This window comes from Tamlana crocina (genome assembly GCA_040429635.1).
Classification (GTDB): Bacteria; Bacteroidota; Bacteroidia; order Flavobacteriales; family Flavobacteriaceae; genus Flavisericum; species Flavisericum crocinum.
Genome location: CP158972.1, coordinates 1,643,188 through 1,661,055, shown reverse-complemented (window position 1 = coordinate 1,661,055; position 17,868 = coordinate 1,643,188). Strand labels below are relative to the sequence as shown.

Annotated in this window: 19 protein-coding genes; 6 read left to right on the top strand and 13 right to left on the bottom strand. The window is 38.6% G+C overall.

Annotation, left to right across the window (positions count from 1 at the left end):
- Positions 1–28: 28 nt before the first annotated feature.
- The 7 genes from recN to ABI125_07480 form a co-directional block, all read right to left on the bottom strand.
- Positions 29–1,681, bottom strand: a complete 1,653-nt coding sequence (gene recN / locus ABI125_07510) for a DNA repair protein RecN (protein XCF07701.1) — start codon at positions 1,679–1,681, stop codon at positions 29–31.
- A gap of 76 nt (positions 1,682–1,757) precedes the next feature.
- The gene (locus tag ABI125_07505) at positions 1,758–2,645 is read right to left on the bottom strand and encodes a DUF4835 family protein (GenBank protein XCF07700.1); all 888 of its coding nucleotides are present in this window, start codon (positions 2,643–2,645) and stop codon (positions 1,758–1,760) included.
- Positions 2,638–3,849, bottom strand: a complete 1,212-nt coding sequence (gene coaBC / locus ABI125_07500; protein XCF07699.1) for a bifunctional phosphopantothenoylcysteine decarboxylase/phosphopantothenate--cysteine ligase CoaBC — start codon at positions 3,847–3,849, stop codon at positions 2,638–2,640. The genes ABI125_07505 and coaBC overlap by 8 nt, the downstream gene beginning before the upstream one ends.
- Positions 3,850–4,038: 189 nt before the next feature.
- Positions 4,039–4,365, bottom strand: coding sequence for a DNA-directed RNA polymerase subunit omega (locus ABI125_07495; protein ID XCF07698.1), 327 nt, complete (start codon positions 4,363–4,365; stop codon positions 4,039–4,041).
- Between the two features lie 11 nt (positions 4,366–4,376).
- Complete coding sequence (gene bamD / locus ABI125_07490; protein XCF07697.1) at positions 4,377–5,207, bottom strand: outer membrane protein assembly factor BamD; 831 nt, start codon at positions 5,205–5,207, stop codon at positions 4,377–4,379.
- 164 nt (positions 5,208–5,371) lie between these two features.
- On the bottom strand, positions 5,372–6,250 hold the full coding sequence (gene dapA / locus ABI125_07485) for a 4-hydroxy-tetrahydrodipicolinate synthase (GenBank protein XCF07696.1): 879 nt from the start codon (positions 6,248–6,250) through the stop codon (positions 5,372–5,374).
- Between the two features lie 6 nt (positions 6,251–6,256).
- Positions 6,257–6,733 (bottom strand): hypothetical protein, encoded by a 477-nt coding sequence (locus ABI125_07480; GenBank protein XCF07695.1) that lies wholly within the window; start codon positions 6,731–6,733, stop codon positions 6,257–6,259.
- A gap of 99 nt (positions 6,734–6,832) precedes the next feature.
- Between ABI125_07480 and ABI125_07475 the strand changes: the two genes are divergently transcribed.
- Both ABI125_07475 and ABI125_07470 read left to right on the top strand, forming a co-directional pair.
- A complete protein-coding gene (locus ABI125_07475) occupies positions 6,833–7,591 on the top strand; it encodes a 5'-nucleotidase C-terminal domain-containing protein (GenBank protein XCF07694.1) in 759 nt (252 codons plus the stop codon).
- Between the two features lie 5 nt (positions 7,592–7,596).
- Positions 7,597–8,508, top strand: a complete 912-nt coding sequence (locus tag ABI125_07470) for a metallophosphatase (GenBank protein ID XCF07693.1) — start codon at positions 7,597–7,599, stop codon at positions 8,506–8,508.
- On the opposite strand, the gene ABI125_07465 is transcribed toward ABI125_07470, so the two are convergent.
- The 5 genes from ABI125_07465 to ABI125_07445 all read right to left on the bottom strand — a co-directional run bounded on the left by ABI125_07465 (position 8,505) and on the right by ABI125_07445 (position 13,555).
- Positions 8,505–9,263, bottom strand: coding sequence for a hypothetical protein (locus ABI125_07465; protein XCF07692.1), 759 nt, complete (start codon positions 9,261–9,263; stop codon positions 8,505–8,507). The genes ABI125_07470 and ABI125_07465 overlap by 4 nt on opposite strands.
- Positions 9,264–9,386: 123 nt before the next feature.
- Positions 9,387–10,127 carry a hypothetical protein gene (locus ABI125_07460; GenBank protein ID XCF07691.1) on the bottom strand — a complete coding sequence of 247 codons (741 nt, stop codon included), beginning with the start codon at positions 10,125–10,127 and terminating at the stop codon, positions 9,387–9,389.
- A gap of 81 nt (positions 10,128–10,208) precedes the next feature.
- Positions 10,209–12,212: an NAD-dependent DNA ligase LigA gene (gene ligA, locus ABI125_07455; protein XCF07690.1), complete on the bottom strand. Its 2,004-nt coding sequence runs from the start codon at positions 12,210–12,212 to the stop codon at positions 10,209–10,211.
- Complete coding sequence (gene prmC, locus ABI125_07450; GenBank protein ID XCF07689.1) at positions 12,205–13,059, bottom strand: peptide chain release factor N(5)-glutamine methyltransferase; 855 nt, start codon at positions 13,057–13,059, stop codon at positions 12,205–12,207. The genes ligA and prmC overlap by 8 nt, the downstream gene beginning before the upstream one ends.
- Positions 13,060–13,063: 4 nt before the next feature.
- Positions 13,064–13,555, bottom strand: coding sequence for a GNAT family N-acetyltransferase (locus ABI125_07445; GenBank protein XCF07688.1), 492 nt, complete (start codon positions 13,553–13,555; stop codon positions 13,064–13,066).
- 48 nt (positions 13,556–13,603) lie between these two features.
- Between ABI125_07445 and ABI125_07440 the strand changes: the two genes are divergently transcribed.
- Genes ABI125_07440 through ABI125_07425 form a run of 4 tightly spaced genes read left to right on the top strand, consistent with a single transcriptional unit; the run spans position 13,604 to position 16,274 of the window.
- Entirely contained in the window at positions 13,604–14,065 is a 462-nt protein-coding gene (locus tag ABI125_07440) for an LEA type 2 family protein (GenBank protein ID XCF07687.1), read from the top strand.
- A complete protein-coding gene (gene ribD / locus ABI125_07435; protein XCF07686.1) occupies positions 14,065–15,051 on the top strand; it encodes a bifunctional diaminohydroxyphosphoribosylaminopyrimidine deaminase/5-amino-6-(5-phosphoribosylamino)uracil reductase RibD in 987 nt (328 codons plus the stop codon). Before ABI125_07440 ends, ribD begins: the two co-directional genes overlap by 1 nt.
- On the top strand, positions 15,044–15,655 hold the full coding sequence (locus ABI125_07430; GenBank protein ID XCF07685.1) for an HAD family phosphatase: 612 nt from the start codon (positions 15,044–15,046) through the stop codon (positions 15,653–15,655). The genes ribD and ABI125_07430 overlap by 8 nt, the downstream gene beginning before the upstream one ends.
- A gap of 1 nt (position 15,656) precedes the next feature.
- Positions 15,657–16,274 carry a YigZ family protein gene (locus ABI125_07425; GenBank protein ID XCF07684.1) on the top strand — a complete coding sequence of 206 codons (618 nt, stop codon included), beginning with the start codon at positions 15,657–15,659 and terminating at the stop codon, positions 16,272–16,274.
- 83 nt (positions 16,275–16,357) lie between these two features.
- Here the strand turns inward: ABI125_07425 and ABI125_07420 are convergent, their stop codons facing one another.
- A complete protein-coding gene (locus ABI125_07420; GenBank protein XCF07683.1) occupies positions 16,358–17,860 on the bottom strand; it encodes a DUF3360 family protein in 1,503 nt (500 codons plus the stop codon).
- Between the last annotated feature and the right edge of the window lie 8 nt (positions 17,861–17,868).

The window sequence follows — 17,868 nt, the reverse complement described above, 5'->3', positions numbered from 1 at the left end:
TTACGCAACTGTAAATGACACCTTTATTTTAGTTGAGCAACTCCTTGGCGTGGGCAATGGCCGAAGACGACATCTCTTTACCGCCCAGCATTTGTGCAATTTCCACAATGCGCTCATCGTGGTTCAACTTTATTAAATTGGTTTGGGTTACCTCGTTTACATCTTCTTTAAACACCTTAAAATGCGAATGCCCTTTGGCAGCAATTTGAGGCAAATGCGTAATGGAAAACACCTGCATGGTTTTACTCATTTCGAGCATAATATCGCCCATCTTATTGGATATTTCACCAGAAACCCCCGTATCAATTTCATCAAACATAATAGTAGGCAGCTGAATGTATTTCGCTAAAACCGATTTTATAGCCAGCATAATACGAGACAATTCACCGCCCGAAGCAGCTTTTTTAAGCTCGTTGAAATGACCGCCTTTATTAGCGGAAAACAAAAATGACAATTCGTCTTTTCCGTTAGCTAATAAGGTTTTACCTAAAACAGCCTCAATTTTAAATTGTGCGTTAGGCATGCCTAAACTTGCCAAAATGGTTTCCAATTGCTTTTTTAGCGATGGAATAACCTCGGTACGTTTTTTATGAAGGTCTGCTGCAATAGTATTTAGCTCATTGGCTTTTGAAGCGATTTCTGCTTCTTTTTTCTGAATGTTTCCATCGAGATTTTCAGTAACCGATACGTTTTCTTCCAAGTCGTTTTTAATGGCAATCAATTCCGATACATCAGCAGCAGCATGTTTCTGCATTAAATTGTGAAGCGTTTTCAACTTCGCATCCACCACTTCCAAACGCTGCGGATCGGCATCCAACTCTTCCTGCAGATTATTGACTTCGCCAAATAAGTCGTCCATTTCAATTAAGCTGCTGTTGGCACGATTGTAAAGGTCTTCGTATTTTGAAGAGAATCCAGATAACTTCTGGAAAGCATTTTTTAAAGTGGTTAACGAAGACAGTAGGCCTATTTCGTCATCACTAAGCAATTGATAAGCTTCGCCCAATTTTTCCTTGATGCCTTCAATGTTATTTAAGGTTTCGTACTCTTCTTCCAATAGCTCCAATTCACCGTCAACCAATTGCGCCTCCACCAATTCATTGAGCAAAAACACGTTGTAATCGTGCTCTTTAATGGCTTCAGCTTTCGAGGCTACCAATTCGTCAAGTTCCTTTTTCAGCCTTTTGTAAGCTTTAAAGGCTACTTTATACTCATTGAGTTTCGCTTCGTTTTTCGCCAAAGCATCAATAACCTGAAATTGGAATTCGTTGCTCGTCAATTCCAAGGTTTGGTGCTGCGAATGGATGTCGATTAAACGCTCTCCCAAAAGTTGAAGACTGCTTAAATTTACGGGCGAATCGTTGACGAAAGCTCTCGACTTTCCGGACGGCAAAATTTCACGACGGATGATGGTTTGTTCCTCAAAATCGAAATCCTGCGCCTTAAAAAGCGTTCTTAAATTGTAATTTGAAATATTGAAAACAGCTTCGATAATACATTTCTCTGAAGTGTCTTTCAAACTACTCAAATCGGCACGTTTCCCTAAAATTAAGGACAAGCCACCTAACAAAATAGATTTTCCCGCACCAGTTTCCCCGGTTATAATGGAAAAACCATCGTTGAAATCGATTTGTAAATTATCGATTAAGGCGTAATTTTTTATGGATAAAGCGGTTAGCATATTTTAGTATTCAGTTTTCAGTACTCCGTTAGCAATCAACACATCGGGCTTCAGTCTTCAAACTTACAGCCAAAAATCAAAATTTGATATTTTGCCATTTGCTGTTGTGCATCGGCGCTACTTTTTGAAGCGTTTCTTTAACTTTTGCAATATTTACGTTTGGCCCATCGGTGAAAATCTGCTCAATTTCATCGGCCTTGGCATCGAAAAAGGTACGCAACAAAAAAGAGTTCGGGCGACGGCTGTTCATCGCTTGAAAACTTTGTAGCGACGATGCGATTTCGTCCTTTCCCTGTTTAACATTGTCGCTCATTACATCTAAACCTTTACGGTGATAGGTGTATAGCACATCGCGATATTCTTTAAAAGTAGGCGACAATACATTATCGATTAGAGCGAAGCGGCTTTGTAGGCCGTCTTCAACCTTCCAGCCTTTAAAATTGCCTTGCTGCGAATAATTGGTAATAATTTGCGCCTGTTTGTAATATTCGTCGCCACCATTTTGTTCAAAAGTATCGGCATCTAAAGCTAAAATCATGTAAATATGATAGGCTAAAACCGATACTAAATTCGACTCGAATTGCGACGGATTGTAAATTAAATTCTGATATTCCAAATACCGAAATGTAAAATCTTTATCATTGAAATTATAAACCGGCGTACTGAATGACGAGCCGTAAACTGGGCGTGACGATTGCACTTGAAGCGTTCCTTGAAAGGTTTCGCCACTGTAATTGCTGATGTTAATGACCATACTGCAATTGATGCGCTCCTGTGGTTTAAAGGTTTTATTGGTCCATTTTCTGTTGTTCACAAACTCGGTGAGTTCTTTTTCGAGTGTTTTAAAAATGGGAAAGTTTTCGTTGCCCGTTTGTTCGGCATTCACGACTAAATTGCAATTCAATTCTTGTGAAAACCCGTTTACGGAAAAACAAAATATAAATAAAAACAGTATGTTACGCATCAATCTCAGATATAATTTTATTCATTAAATCGGCCGCCACTTCAGCTTTAGATTTTAACTCGAACTCAGTGATTTGATTTTTACGGTCAATAAAAGTCACTTTATTGGTGTCGCCTTTAAATCCGGCACCTTTATCATTTAACGAATTTAAAACAATTAAGTTTAAATTTTTCTTTTTTAGTTTTCCTTTTGCGTTTTCCAATTCATTATGGGTTTCCAACGCAAAACCGACCAAATATTGTTGTTTTTTAATGTCGCCCAAAGATGCCAAAATATCCTTGGTTTTGGTCAACTCTAAAGTTAACGTATCGGACTTCTTTTTTATTTTTTGTTGGGCAACTTCTTTTGGGGTGAAATCGGCCACCGCCGCTGAAAGGATGGCCACGTCAACACTTTCAAAATATTGATGAACGGCCTCATACATGTCTTGAGCACTGGTTACCGGAATCACTTCAATTAAACTATGTGATGCTTTTTGGTGCGTTGGCCCTGAAACCAAAATCACTTCTGCACCAAGGTTGGCGGCTGCTTTGGCAATTTCAAAGCCCATTTTGCCGCTGGAATGATTACCAATAAAACGCACGGGATCTATGGCTTCGTAAGTTGGCCCAGCCGTAATCAACACCTTTTTTCCGCGTAACGGCAATTTTCCTAAAATATCATTTTCAATGAAACCAACGATAGTTTCAGGCTCGGCCATTCGACCCTCGCCTACCAATCCGCTGGCTAATTCCCCGCTTTCGGCAGGAATCATGATATTCCCGTAGCTTTTTAAAGTATCCAACGAACGCAAGGTACTTTCGTGTTTGTACATATCCAGATCCATGGCTGGAGCGAAATACACGGGGCATTTAGCTGACAGATACGTCGCCATCAATAAATTATCACAAACTCCATTAGCCATCTTTGAAAGCGTATTTGCGGTAGCCGGCGCGATAACAAACAAATCGGCCCACAAACCCAAATCGACATGGTTGTTCCAAACGGCATTTTCATCTTCTTCATTGGTAAAAGACGAATGTACTGGATGCTTTGAAAGCGTGGAAAGCGTTAGCGGTGTAATAAAATCTTTGGCAGCCGGGGTCATTACTACTTTTACGTTGGCGTTGGCCTTAACCAACAGTCTAACCAGCCATGCTGTTTTATAGGCCGCAATGCCACCGGTAACTCCCAATAGTATGTTTTTTCCGCTTAAAATACTCATGAAAATAAAATCCTAGATTCCCGTTTTCACTTCGACTTCGCTCAGTGACCACACAGGAATGACAATTTCAACTAATACCCCGACGCAGAACGTCGAGGAATTCCTTTTCAACAATAACCAAACAAACTCCAAAGCCATTTTTAAAAACGGTTTTGGAGTTTGCTAAATGGTGATTAAATTTAGAAATAATTATTTAGAATCTTCTTCTGTATTTCTAAAATAAATTTTATCGGTAAGCCATTCCTGTACGGCCAATGCGTGCGGCTTAGGTAACTTTTCGTAAAATTTAGATACCTCAATTTGCTCTTTATTTTCAAACACTTCCTCTAGGCTGTCGTTGTAAGTGGCAAATTCTTCCAGTTTATCAATAAGCTCTTTTTTGATTTCTGTATTGATCTGTTCTGCACGTCTTGCAATGATAGAAATAGACTCGTAGATGTTCTCTGTTGGCTCATCTATTTGATTTCTGTCGTACGTTACCGTATTCACCGGAGCATTGATTTTTTTTAAATCCATTGTTGTTATATTTAACTTTTTGCGCTGTAACTCTTTAATTCTTCGGCAATCTCTGCCTGCATTTTGTTCACTTCTTCAATATGCTTGGAAGTACTGTAAGTTTCCTTAAATGCCTCCGAAAATTCTTTGGCTTCTTCCAATCTGTTTTTTTTCAGCATCACGATACCGTCTTGAATAGTACGCTTCATTTCCACACTGTTCATCGCTAATTTATAGGCTGAATCCAGTCTGTAAAACAAAGCCTCTTCGCGTAATCTCGACCCAGGAAATTCAAAAATAAAATTGCTGAACGACTTTACGGAGGCCGGATAATCTGAAATGGTATTATATTGTTTGGCAATTTCGAATGCCTTTTTTTCTAATTTATAATCCAACTCATGAACCAATTTACTGGCTTCGGAAACATATTCGGAATCTGGAAACACGTTGATGAAATCCTGAAGTTTTTCAATAGCATCTTTGGTTTCGGTTTGATCTTTCGAATACACCGGAGAAAGCATGTAATAACTTTTGGCACTTAAAAACGAGGCTTCTTCCAATTTTTCACTATTGGGGTAACTGGTCGCAAAACGCTCAAATTGATAACCCGAAACGTAATAGTCCTTCATTTTGTAAAATGAATTGGCGTATAGGTACATCAATTTTTCGGCTTGCGGTTTCCCTCTGTAGTTTGGGACTATTTGGGCAAATAAGCGATTAGCCTTAGAGTAATGGCCTTCGTTATAAAGCTCTTCCCCCATTTTAAACTTGGTAGCAATATCTTCAGACTTTAAGGCCTTTTGGTATTCGCTACACCCTGTTAAAACGGCAGCTAGCATGAGTATGTAAAAAAATCTATTCATTTATTTTTATTACAGCTTGCAAAATTAAGCTATTATTATGGATTTTAAAAATATTATTTCTTCGCTAAAATAATGGCTTAAAGGCTGTAAAAGGAAGGTTTAAGTAATATTTAACAACTGTGTTTCCTTTTTTGAAATATGCTCTTTTAATTATGAAACAGCTTTTAAAACTGCTTTACAAAGTCGGCAATTTTGGCTTTCAACCCGTTTGAAGCTGGCACCAATGGTAACCTAACGGCGTCTTTACAAAGTCCTAAAGCTTCAAAAACACCTTTAATTCCGGCTGGATTATTTTCTTCGAAAATATAACCAATAACATCAATTAATTTGAAGTGTAACTTGAATGCTTCCTTGGCTTCGCCTTTTAACCCTAAGCGGATCATTTCTGAAAATTCCTTTGGAAACCCTTGCCCGATGACTGAAATCACACCCGCTCCACCTGCCAAAACGACACCCAGTGCTAAATCGTCATCGCCCGAAATGATCAAGAAATCTTCCGGTTTGTTTTTAATCAATTCGTAGTATTGCGAAATGCTGTTGCCGGCTTCTTTTACGCCAACAATGTTTTTAAAATCATTGGCCAATCTTAACGTGGTTTGTGCTTCCATGTTTTTAGCTGTTCTACCAGGTACATTGTACAAAATAATATCGATTGGTGAAGCTTCAGAAATCGCTTTAAAATGCTGGTAAATGCCTTCTTGGGTTGGCTTTGTATAATATGGTGTAACCGATAATATGGCATCGACACCACTAAAATCGGTGGATTGTATTTCTTCGATTACCGCCGCAGTATTGTTACCGCCAATACCCAAAACAATGGGAACGCGCCCGCTGCTTGCTTTTATAACGGTTTGTAAAACTGCTTTTTTCTCTTCTTTAGTAAGGGTTGCCGTTTCGGCCGTGGTACCACATACCACAAGGTACTCCACGCCATTGTCTATATTAAAATTTACAATATCGAACAAAGCGCTATGGTCCACACTCAAATCTGAATTAAAAGGTGTTACCAATGCCACTCCCGTTCCTAAAAACTTACTACTCATTATTCCTTATATTTTATTTAAAATGGTTAGGTACTTATGTACTTCCTTTTTAAAAGAATTGAATTCCTTTAAAGGGGTTTTTATTATTAAATCGTTTAAACGCTCATCGGTCTGTAAAATACCAATTTTTAATTTTGCTTTTGAAAGCGCCGTTATCAACTTCAACTCCAAAACATCATCTTCATAATAGCTTACCAGTGCATCAAATTCGGTATTTAAAAACTCTTGAAGCTCGCTATTTTTAACGGTGCCCTTCCAACCAAAATCCTTCGGATTGTAACAGGCATCCCAAGTATTTATGTTTTCTTTTTCTTTTTCCGAAAAGGCGATAATTTTCACCCTATTGGACCTAACATCAATATAATCGGCCAATTTCCTAAACTGCTCAAAGCTATCAACTTCGTCTACATTAAAGATAATTCCTAAACTTACAATCTTGCCATCGTTAACATTTACATGCCTTTCCGATAACAATTTGTTCAAGTATTTTTTATTAGATTTTTCCTTAAAACCCTTTAAAATCATTTACCTTTATCCTTTCCGCAAAGGTAGCAAAAGTACATTCATTTATTTGATTTACACATGAGGATTACACTTTTATTTATTTTGTTAAATTTTTTAATTTTTTGTGGGTGCAAACCTTCCAAACGGCACCTCTCAAAAATTGAAGGCAAGCAAATAGCCATTATCGATTCACTTCCGTTGAATCCCGAAATTGAAGCTTTTGTTAAGCCATACCGTGATAATATTGAAAAGGATTTGGATAGTGTTTTGGCCTATTCGGCCGATACCTACACCAAAAATGATGGAGAGTTCAATACCGCATTGGGCAATTTTATGGCCGATGCCGTTTACGAAGAAGCCAATCCCATTTTTAAACAACGAACAAAAAAAGATATTGATATGGTACTGCTCAACCACGGTGGCATCCGCTCCATTTTATCAAAGGGGAAGGTTACCAAACGTACCGCGTTCCAGCTTATGCCTTTTGAAAACAGCATTGTTGTAGTGGCATTAAAAGGAACGCAGGTCAATGAGTTGGTAAGTTATTTAAGTCGTGCCAAAAGGGCGCACCCCATATCGAAATTAGAACTCACTTTAGATCAAGGTTTCAATGTTTCTGAAGCCAAAATAGATAGCAAGGGCATTATTGAAGACAGCACGTATTATGTGGCCACTAACGACTACCTTTATAACGGCGGCGACAACATGAGCTTTTTTAAACCCAACGATAGCGTCTATGTTTTAAACTATAAAATTAGAAACGCCTTAATCGATAACTTCAAACGAAAAGACACGATTGCCCCAGTGCGGGACAATAGATTTATTCAGCAAAAATAACAAGAATGAAACGCAGAAAATTTATTCAACACACCGCTGCCGGAGCTGCTTTGGCTACCATAGGAAATTTGGGGCTTCAATCTTTTGCTTCTTTAGAAAACGTAGAAAAAATAACGATTCTTCACACTAACGACGTGCACAGCCATATCGATGCCTTTGGCCCCGAAGATGGCCGAAATGCCAACAAAGGCGGTGTCGCCCGACGCGCCAGTTTAATTGATTCTATTAGAAAGGAAAATCCCAATACGCTTTTGCTCGATGCGGGCGATATTTTTCAAGGCACTCCTTATTTTAATTATTACGGCGGCGAATTGGAGTTTAAATTGATGAGCAAACTAAAGTATGATGCCGCCACTATTGGCAACCACGATTTCGACAACGGTATTGAGGGTCTATACGCCCAATTACCACATGCCGAATTTGAGTTTATTTCAGCTAATTACGATTTTTCGAACACCATTATGGACACCCATACCAAGCCCTACAAAGTATTTAAAAAGGGAAATATAAAAATTGGTGTTTTCGGTCTTGGGATCGAACTGGACGGTTTGGTTGACCCTGCTATGTTCAAGGAAACTAAGTATCTAGACCCTGTTGAGACTTCGCAAGAAATGACACGTATTTTAAAAACACAGGAACAATGCGATTTAATTATCTGTTTATCGCACTTGGGCTATCACTATAAAGGCAACAAAATAAGCGATTTGAAACTAGCCGAAGCCACAAGAGACATAGACCTAATTATTGGAGGACACACGCATACCTTTCTTTCAAAACCAACTGTGGTTAAAAATTTAGATGGCAACAACATGTTAGTTAACCAAGTGGGCTGTTATGGCATCAACCTTGGAAAAATAGATTTTTATTTTGACGCCAGTAAGAACAAGTCGGCCAATGGAACTTCTATTATTGTTTAAGTAAATACAATTTCAGAATAAGACACGTTGTGGTCTTTGATAGATTTTTGTGGTTTTACATGGTTTTCCTTCAGTAGAAATTTAAAAAGGAAATAAAGGCCACTAACATAAAATAAGGCGCTCAATAATTCGAAAACAAAATCGTAGAGATAAAAAATCGATACGTAATTAACTGCCAGCGCAAATCCAAAACAGACAATGGCCACAAAAAAATAAATGGCTGAATACCTTGCATTGGATAAAAATAACCCAAAGGACAGCAAGCCCAACACCAATAAGCTTAAACCCTGAAACACAAAAACATAAAATTCCATCTCATTCGTAACCAGAGCACTAAAAATATGGCTAATTTCCAATAAAAAGCACAAACCTATTGTAAACATGACCAGTAAGTAACCAATAATCAATTTATTTTTTATTTGTAATTGTGCTTTATAGTTTTGCCCCAATACCATCATTAAACTTACTGATGCCACCAAATACAATATATTTGAAATCCCCGTATAATTGGCTTCGTAAAATATCGCCGTAAAGGCATTTCCTAAAAAGACAAACAATAAAAAAGAAATAACGGCTACACTCAAGCGCTTTTTCTTGTAAAAATAGAACGTGAGGTGCAATGGAACCGCCAAAAGCAAAACTGCGCGTAACACCATAATATTTCTAGAAAAATAAGTGCTGCCAATAGCGAGGAACATTAACAAAAACAACCCAAAGAACAGGTTGCCGGCATGGGTAAGACTCGGTTTTCTCATAATCAAAACATAAGTAGGTACTACAAATGTAATGACTTACAATTCGTTAATCGAATAAAAATGCATTTTATCGATGAAACACCAAAATCAAAATGCCATTCATCGATAAAGCATAAAGTAAAACTAATTTTCAATTACCCTGAAATGCTTGTGTTGATTACCAACATTTTTGAACTTTGATTGCTGGTAGTAGAAATAAAAAGCTATTAAGGTGAATGTAGCTGATAAAAAATTCAATATGCTCATCTCTTTAACGTAAATATGAGCGACCAACATAACTTCTGAAAACATAACAAATAAAGAACCTAAAAACAAGTAAAGCGCTTTTCTGTTATCTCTGTACAAATAATTTAGCAACGACATAGGAAGCAATACCACCAATGTGATATTGTAAATCAACTCGAAGTAATAATCGCTTTTATATACTAAACCATCGCCAATAATATTTTGCAAAACATGAACCAAATAAATACTGAGTGCAGTTAGTACCACAATATGGATTTTAAAATGTTTTACCACATGTTTTATATTAATTGATTTACTAATATTTACAATGAGAAACAAATACGAAAGCAAGTATAACAAGTTACCGAAGTAATACTCAAAATCATATAACATTTGTGATCCATCATAAGGAAGACTACTAATCAGGAGTCCCATCAAATCTGACAACGAATAAAATACCAAAAAAAGCGAAAACAGACTATTCTTTTTATTACCTAATAGTAAATACGCCAAAGTAATGGAAGGCACCATAATACTATATAAATAATAGGCAACCGTCTCATATCCGCTAAACTCAAAAATAGCAAATAACATATAGCACATTAACACAAAACCTATCAAGACTTTCGACTTGGACATGAGAGACGTTTTTAACTGGTACGCAAATATATATAAATAATTCGTTATTAAACGTAAAAACATTCTTTTTATCGATAATTTTTAATTTTTATCGATTTTTTGTAAGAATTCATATTCGCTAACCGTTTCAATATTGAGTGCTTTTGCTTTATCTTTTTTGCTCGGCCCCATATTATCTCCAGCAACAATGTAACTGGTTTTTGAGGAAATGGAACTGCTTACCTTGCCTCCGTTATCTTCAATCAGCTTTTTCAATTCATTCCTGGAAATAGATTCGAAAACCCCAGAAACCACAATAGTTTGCCCTTCTAAAACATTCGTTTTTCCTTCCAACTCCTCGGCCGAAATTTCCAATTTAACCCCAAACCGCTTGAGACTTTCAATAATCTTTATGTTTTCTTCAGAAGAAAAGAACGCCTGCACACTTTCAGCAATTTTAATGCCAATTTCATCGACATTGACCAATTCGTCTTGCGTAGCTTCAGCAATGGCACCGATACTTTTGTAGTGTTTGGCCAACTTCTTGGCTACCGTCTCTCCAACATAACGTATACCCAGAGCATACAAAACACGCTCAAAAGGTATATTTTTCGATTCTTGAATTCCATTTACGATGTTTTTGGCACTTTTTTCAGCCATCCGCTCCAAAGGAATAATCTGTTCTGCGGTCAGTTCATACAAATCGGAATAATTTGAAATCAACCCCGCATTGACCAAAAGCGCCACGGTTTCGCCACCCAAACCTTCAATATCCATGGCTTTTCTGGAAATGTAATGTTGTATCCTGCCTATAATTTGTGGTTTACAACCATTGTAATTGGGGCAATAATGTTGTGCTTCTCCCTCTTGCCTTACCAATTCCGTGCCGCATTCGGGGCAGTGTTCAATATATTTTGTGGGCTTCGAATCGGGCAAGCGCTTCAATAAATCTACTCCTAAGATTTTAGGAATGATTTCGCCGCCCTTTTCAACGTAAACTTCATCGCCCACCCTGATGTCCAGTTTTTCAATTTGATCGGCATTGTGCAAAGACGCGCGTTTTACTGTAGTACCAGCCAACTCAACAGGCTCTAAATTGGCGACCGGTGTAATAGCTCCAGTTCTCCCCACTTGATACGTGATGCTGTTCAATCGCGTGGACACCTGTTCGGCTTTAAATTTATAAGCCATGGCCCAACGTGGTGCTTTGGCCGTGTAGCCCAACTCATCCTGTTGCTGTAAACTGTTTACTTTTATCACCACGCCGTCTGTTTCGTAAGGCAAATGGTGCCTGTGCGAATCCCAATGCTCAACAAACTGCAAAACCTCATCGATAGAATTCGCCAACTTTGCTTCACTGGGTACTTTAAAGCCCCATTCCCGGGCTTTTTGCAAACTTTCAAACTGGGTAGTAATGCCCAAATTCGTTCCCGTTAAATTATAGAGCAAGCACTCCAACGGGCGCTTGGCTACTTCCGCACTATCCTGTAATTTTAAACTGCCCGAGGCTGTATTTCTCGGGTTTCTGTAGGGTTCCTCGCCATTTTTAATTCGCTCTTCATTCATTTTATTGAAGCCCTCAAACGGCAGAACAATTTCGCCCCGAATGTCAAATTTTTCGGGGAAATCGCCCTTTAATTGCAAAGGCACCGATTTTATGGTTTTTACGTTGGCCGTAACGTTATCGCCTTGAAAACCATCGCCACGGGTCACGGCTTTTGCCAACACCCCATTTTCGTAGGTTAAACTGATGGAAGCTCCATCATATTTAAGTTCGCAAGCGTATTGAATGTCGCCATCAACCAGTTTTTTTATGCGCTTTTCCCAATCTTGCAAATCTTCCTTTGAATAGGAATTATCCAAAGAATACATGCGATTTTCATGTGCAATGGTTTCAAAATTTTTAGTAACCTCACCACCAACACGTTGGGTGGGCGAATTGGCATCGAAAAACTCAGGATATTGTTCTTCCAAGGTTTGAAGCTCCTTCAATTTTATATCGAATTCAAAATCTGAAATCGTGGCATGGTCTAACACATAATAGTTGTAATTATGCTCCCGCAGTTCATTCCTTAATGCTTCAATGCGCTGTTTTATGTCATCCATTGGTTTTTTCGGCTTTAATCATTCTATCTTTTTTAAAGATATCCTGTTTCAATTCTATGTTTTCAAAATTCTTGTTTCGCAGTAAATCAATCATGGCATTTCCCAAAAATTCATTGATTTCAAAAAACAACAATCCTTTTTCTTTTAAATTATTTATGGCAAAACCGGTTATCGCTTTGTAAAACAGCAATGGGTCTTCGTCTTTTACAAAAAGGGCCAAATGCGGTTCGTTGTCCAAAACGTTCGGCTTCATATATTGTTTTTCCTTTTCGCGAACATAGGGCGGATTGGAAACAATAATATCGAATGCTATTTCTTCACTTGATCTTTTCAGAGTTAAAATATCGGCCTCCTCAAAATAAATATTCACACCGTTCAATTGGGCATTTTTTTTAGCGATACTGAGAGCTTCCAGACTAACATCGATTGCAAAAACTTTTGCTTTTGGCAAATGCTTAGCCAATGAAATAGCTATACAACCGCTACCCGTGCCCACATCCAAAATATTAATTGCCGTGTTGGGTTTGGCTTTTTTTAATGCCCATTCTACCAACTCTTCAGTTTCTGGCCGCGGAATGAGCACGCCATCGTTCACCTTAAAATTCAAACCATAAAATTCGGTTTCGCCAATAATGTATTGAATGGGTTTTTCGTTTTTCAACTCAGCCAAAGCATATAAAATGTCTTCGGAATCGTTAAGGGTTAAATCAGGATTTGTGGCCAACTGAATGCGCTTTACGCCATAATAGGTTTCGGCCAAAATATTGAAGAAACTATCAATTTCTTCGGCAGGGTACACCGTGCCCAACTCCTCCTGAAATTTATGTTTTATGGCCTTTAACTTCATTTAATTATAACGTTTTTGTCATCCACACGCCGCAGGAATAGTGCCCCGTATTGCCCAAAGCACTTTTTAAATGTTTGAAACCGTAACTCTCGTAAATATGGATGGCGGCTTTTAATTGCGAAGCCGATTCTAAATAACAGGTTTTGTATCCCATATTTTTGGCAGCTTCCATACATTTTTCAAAAAGGATTTTTCCGTAACCTTTGCCCCTAACTTTGGGTGAAAAATACATTTTCTGGATTTCGCAAACGCCCTTTTCATAATCCCTTAAAGGTTTTATGCCGCCACCACCCAACACTTCGCCATCGGCTTCAACTACATAGTAAACGTCGTTTTCATTTTGGTAAGCCTCATACATTTTCGAGGTTTCAGGGTCAGTGTATGCTGTGCCTTCCAACGGTATTTTAAACTCATGGAAACAAGCCTTTATAACCTGCTCGATTTGCTGGTTATCTCCAGGTTCAATTTCTCGAATAACTATAGTATCTTTACCCATTGTTATTGCACTCGTTTTAAAGAGTGAAGATACACTAAATCCTAAAAAATGGCCGTTAAAAAACTGATAATCTTATTAACAATAGGCGTTATGCAACTCGCCTGTACCGTTACCGAAAAACCACAATTTATTGGTATTGAACACATTGAAATCATTGAGTCAACGCCTAAATTTATAACCTTTACAGCAAAGGCCCAATTTTTAAACCCAAATGATATTGGTGGTGAACTGCAAACCGACGAAATAAAGGTTTTTGTAAACAACAATGAAATGGCCACCCTTTCTACCGAGAGTTTTGAAGTCCCCGCTAAAAAAGAATTCAGTATTCCTTTGAAAACCCACGTGCCTACCGATAGTATTTTCAGCAATAAAAATCTAGGCGGATTGATTGGCAGCCTGTTCAGCAAGCAGGTAAAAGTACAGTACAAAGGCGACATAAAATATAAGGTTTTTGGATTTTCGCATACCTATTCCGTTGATTTTACTGAAAACGTAAAAATAAAATATTGATGCGCCACATACACGAAACCTACATAAAGCGCTGCATTGAAATTGGAAAGAATGGGCTGGGCAGCACCCGCCCCAACCCCATGGTAGGCAGCGTTATTGTGCACAACAACAGCATTATTGGCGAAGGATTTACCAGTGCATACGGTGGCAGCCACGCCGAAGTAAACGCCATTAATTCGGTAAAAAACAAAGATTTACTGAAAGAAGCCACCATTTACGTGACTTTGGAACCTTGTTCGCACTACGGAAAAACCCCGCCGTGCAGCGACTTAATCATCAAGCACCAAATCCCGAATGTGGTTATTGGCTGTATTGACGACAACGAGCAAGTGGTGGGAAAAGGCATTGCCAAGCTGAAACAAGCCGGATGCCACGTTACCGTTGGCGTTTTGGAAAAAGCATGCAAAAAACACCACAAACGTTTTTTCACCTTTCATAATAAAAAACGTCCGTATGTTATTTTAAAATGGGCCGAAACCAGCGACGGTTTTATTGCCCCAAAAACCAAAAATGAGCAAAAACCAGTTTGGATTACCAATACGTTTTCGCGCCAATTGGTGCACAAATGGCGCACCGAAGAACAGGCTATTTTAGTTGGTGCTAATACGGTTTTACAGGATAACCCCAGTTTAACAGTTCGGGATTGGACGGGGCAAAATCCTATTCGAATAGTTTTGGATAAAACGGAGTGTCTCCCTAAAAAACTGAGCGTTTTTAACGAAGAAGCTGAAACCATTTTGCTAAAAGAAACTTCCGCTAAATCTATTTGCGAAGCTCTTTTTAAAGCCAATATCAATTCTGTAATTATTGAAGGTGGAACCAAAACCCTGCAAATGTTTATTGACGAAAATATTTGGGACGAAGCCCGTGTATTCACAGGAAACAACACTTTTGGCGATGGTACAAAAACGCCATTTTTTTCGGGCACACTAATTTCAGAGGAAAACATATTAAACGATACCTTAAAAATATACCATAATGATTAAAGCACTTGTTTTCGATTTCGGGAACGTTTTTATCAATTTAGACATTGAAGGGGCACAACAATTGGCTTTGGAAAAATTCGGAATGGAAAACCTTTCGGAAGACATTTTGGCTTTCAACAGCCTTTACGAACAAGGTTTGATGAGTACCGAAGAATTTCTGGCGTCTTACCAAGAAAATTTTCCAAAATTCTCGAATGAGGAATTGAAATATATTTGGAATTTTATGCTTAAAGATTTTCCGAAGCATCGGCTCGATTTCATCAAAAAACTTAAAGAAGACGGCCAATTTCAACTTATTTTATTGAGCAACACCAACGATTTGCACATCAGTTGGATAAAAGAAAACGTTTCTTTTTTTAATGAATTCAAAGATTGCTTTGATGCGTTTTACCTGTCGCACGAAATTAATCTTGTGAAACCCAACCCCAATATTTTTGAGTTTGTTTTAAGTGAAAATCAACTTGAGCCCAACCAATGCTTGTTTATTGACGATAACCAAAGTAACATTGAAAATGCCAATAAATTGGGGTTTAACACCTGGCACATCACCCCAAAAACCGACGACGTTACCACCCTATTCGAAACCAAAAAGCATTTGTTTTAATTTGGAAGAAAACGACACGTATAAAACCATAAAAACCGCACCCGCCCCTGTTTTGTTTAAAGACAAAAACAGCAAATTTTTCGGGTATGCCTTTCCCGTTTTAAACGAAGACGCCGTAAAAACCCATTTGGAGACTGTAAAAAAAGAACATCATTCGGCACGTCATTGGTGCTATGCTTACCAACTGGGCACCGAAACCATTTCCTATCGTGCCAACGACGACGGCGAACCGAGTAATTCCGCGGGGATGCCCATTTACGGACAAATACAATCGTTTGACGTCACCAACGTATTAATTATTGTGGTGCGGTATTTTGGCGGCGTAAAATTAGGGGTTGGCGGATTAATCAATGCTTACAGATCAGCAGCACAAATGGCTTTGGAAGCTTCAAAAATGGTGACCAAAACCATCAATATTCAATATGCCATTTCATTCGGTTATAAAAATATGAACACCGTAATGCGGGTTATTAAAGAACACCAACTTAAAATCGTTGACCAAACCATGGAGCTGGATTGCGAAATTATTATTTCCGTAAGGAAAAGAGAGTCCAAAAAAATCTTCGATATTTTCGACCACCTGTTTGAAGTTGACATAAAACCAACTGACCAAAATTAAGAAACCCCAAAAGATTATCTCAAATGGGGCAAGTTGAAACTAAAACAGTTTAATGAAAAACTCAAATAAAATACTTAATAGTGTTACAAAAATGCTTGTATGCCATAGCTTCCTCTAAACATTCCAACAGTTAATATTGCCGAAATACATATTAGTAAAATACTTAAAGGTATCACCAACTTATCCACTACAGAAAGCTTAGCGGCCCTTTCTTTATCTCCAATCAATCCGTTATTATCTAAAAACATGGCCAATGCCCACGCCAACACGGGATTGGTTACCATAGCTGTAAAAACACAAATACCTGCAGCTTGTGCACATGCGCTTTTTTTCACCATTTGAATGCCCGCTTCAATCATGGGCAAAAACACGCCCACAAGAAGAGCTATGCATCTAACAGGTGGCCAAACAGCAACATCCATAGGACTTCCCAAAACAGCTACCGCCAAAACCATCAATCCTAAAAGAATGGCACCTCCAGGAATAGGTCTTTTGGCTATCGCGGCCGGAATCATGTAGGTACCCCACGAAGATGTAATGTTCCCACCGCCAACGGCCGTGCCCACCATTTGCCGCAGTGAACACATGGTCATGGTATCATCTACATCCATTAAAACCTTATCTGTATGTTTTGGATAATTCATTTCCTGAAAAATACGATGCCCCAAAAAATCTGGAGACCACATGGCAACCGCCAAAATCGCAAAAGGTAAAGACGCTATAAAATGCTGTGTATTTGGCAAACCGAGCATCCAGCCTTCTTCTGTGCTACCCCACCAATGTACCGGGTTTAAATTAGGCAAGCCCATTTCGGTTGTAAACTGAAGGTCGAAACCAGCTCCACCCAGCAAAGCTATACCCAAAGCTGTTATGGCACATGCTGGAATAGCCAACCAACGTTTATCAATTCTTGCTAAAAAACTATACACTACCACCGTAACGCCCAAAATTATTAGTCCCAAAAATCCCATTGACCCCAAAGCAACTTCCGGAGACTCCAAACCCATTCCCCAAGTTTGTACTGCCGTTATTTGACCAAACGCACCAGTAAACCCTAAAAAAATGAGCAACCCGCCGGCTACACCTTTACTCGTTAAATTAACCAAACGAGACCCTCCTTTAAACACACTAAGCAAAAGCCCCAATAGACCAATAAGGATTGCTAATGCCAAAGGATGTGCCCCTGCTAACGCAATACTTGCAATAAGCGGAATCATAGGGCCATGGTTGCCAGCTAAATTAGCTCGGGGATTAAGAAAGCCCGATGCCAAAACCACAAATAAAATAGCCGGTATAATCATTTCTACACGAGACACTTCAATGGCAAATTCTTTACCCAGAGTAATGTTATCCCAAGCTTCGCTTAGTCCATTGGCCCAGGCCATCATTACTGAAGAATACATGGCTATAATACCTAGTGTACCAGCAAGTGCTGGAACCAAATCTTCCCATTCAAACCTAAAATCTCTTCCAGGCAGATTCAATCTGAACCTTTTGGGTTTCATGATTTGCAATTCGTGGTTTAAATAATCTGCTCTATTTTTGAAGGCTGAAGCCGGCTTATGAAGTTCTTTATAGGTTTTCATGTACTCAT

Excerpts from the sequence above, each read along its gene's own strand:
- ABI125_07430 (XCF07685.1), top strand. The coding sequence starts at position 15,044 with ATGATTAAAGCACTTGTTTTCGATTTCGGGAACGTTTTTATCAATTTA.
- ABI125_07505 (XCF07700.1), bottom strand. The coding sequence starts at position 2,645 with ATGCGTAACATACTGTTTTTATTTATATTTTGTTTTTCCGTAAACGGG.
- bamD (XCF07697.1), bottom strand. The coding sequence starts at position 5,207 with ATGAATAGATTTTTTTACATACTCATGCTAGCTGCCGTTTTAACAGGG.
- dapA (XCF07696.1), bottom strand. The coding sequence starts at position 6,250 with ATGAGTAGTAAGTTTTTAGGAACGGGAGTGGCATTGGTAACACCTTTT.
- ABI125_07445 (XCF07688.1), bottom strand. The coding sequence starts at position 13,555 with ATGGGTAAAGATACTATAGTTATTCGAGAAATTGAACCTGGAGATAAC.
- ABI125_07465 (XCF07692.1), bottom strand. The coding sequence starts at position 9,263 with ATGAGAAAACCGAGTCTTACCCATGCCGGCAACCTGTTCTTTGGGTTG.
- ABI125_07420 (XCF07683.1), bottom strand. The coding sequence starts at position 17,860 with ATGAAAACCTATAAAGAACTTCATAAGCCGGCTTCAGCCTTCAAAAAT.
- coaBC (XCF07699.1), bottom strand. The coding sequence starts at position 3,849 with ATGAGTATTTTAAGCGGAAAAAACATACTATTGGGAGTTACCGGTGGC.
- ABI125_07470 (XCF07693.1), top strand. The coding sequence starts at position 7,597 with ATGAAACGCAGAAAATTTATTCAACACACCGCTGCCGGAGCTGCTTTG.
- ligA (XCF07690.1), bottom strand. The coding sequence starts at position 12,212 with ATGGATGACATAAAACAGCGCATTGAAGCATTAAGGAATGAACTGCGG.
- ABI125_07495 (XCF07698.1), bottom strand. The coding sequence starts at position 4,365 with ATGGATTTAAAAAAAATCAATGCTCCGGTGAATACGGTAACGTACGAC.
- ABI125_07475 (XCF07694.1), top strand. The coding sequence starts at position 6,833 with ATGAGGATTACACTTTTATTTATTTTGTTAAATTTTTTAATTTTTTGT.
- ribD (XCF07686.1), top strand. The coding sequence starts at position 14,065 with ATGCGCCACATACACGAAACCTACATAAAGCGCTGCATTGAAATTGGA.
- prmC (XCF07689.1), bottom strand. The coding sequence starts at position 13,059 with ATGAAGTTAAAGGCCATAAAACATAAATTTCAGGAGGAGTTGGGCACG.
- ABI125_07460 (XCF07691.1), bottom strand. The coding sequence starts at position 10,127 with ATGTCCAAGTCGAAAGTCTTGATAGGTTTTGTGTTAATGTGCTATATG.
- recN (XCF07701.1), bottom strand. The coding sequence starts at position 1,681 with ATGCTAACCGCTTTATCCATAAAAAATTACGCCTTAATCGATAATTTA.
- ABI125_07440 (XCF07687.1), top strand. The coding sequence starts at position 13,604 with ATGGCCGTTAAAAAACTGATAATCTTATTAACAATAGGCGTTATGCAA.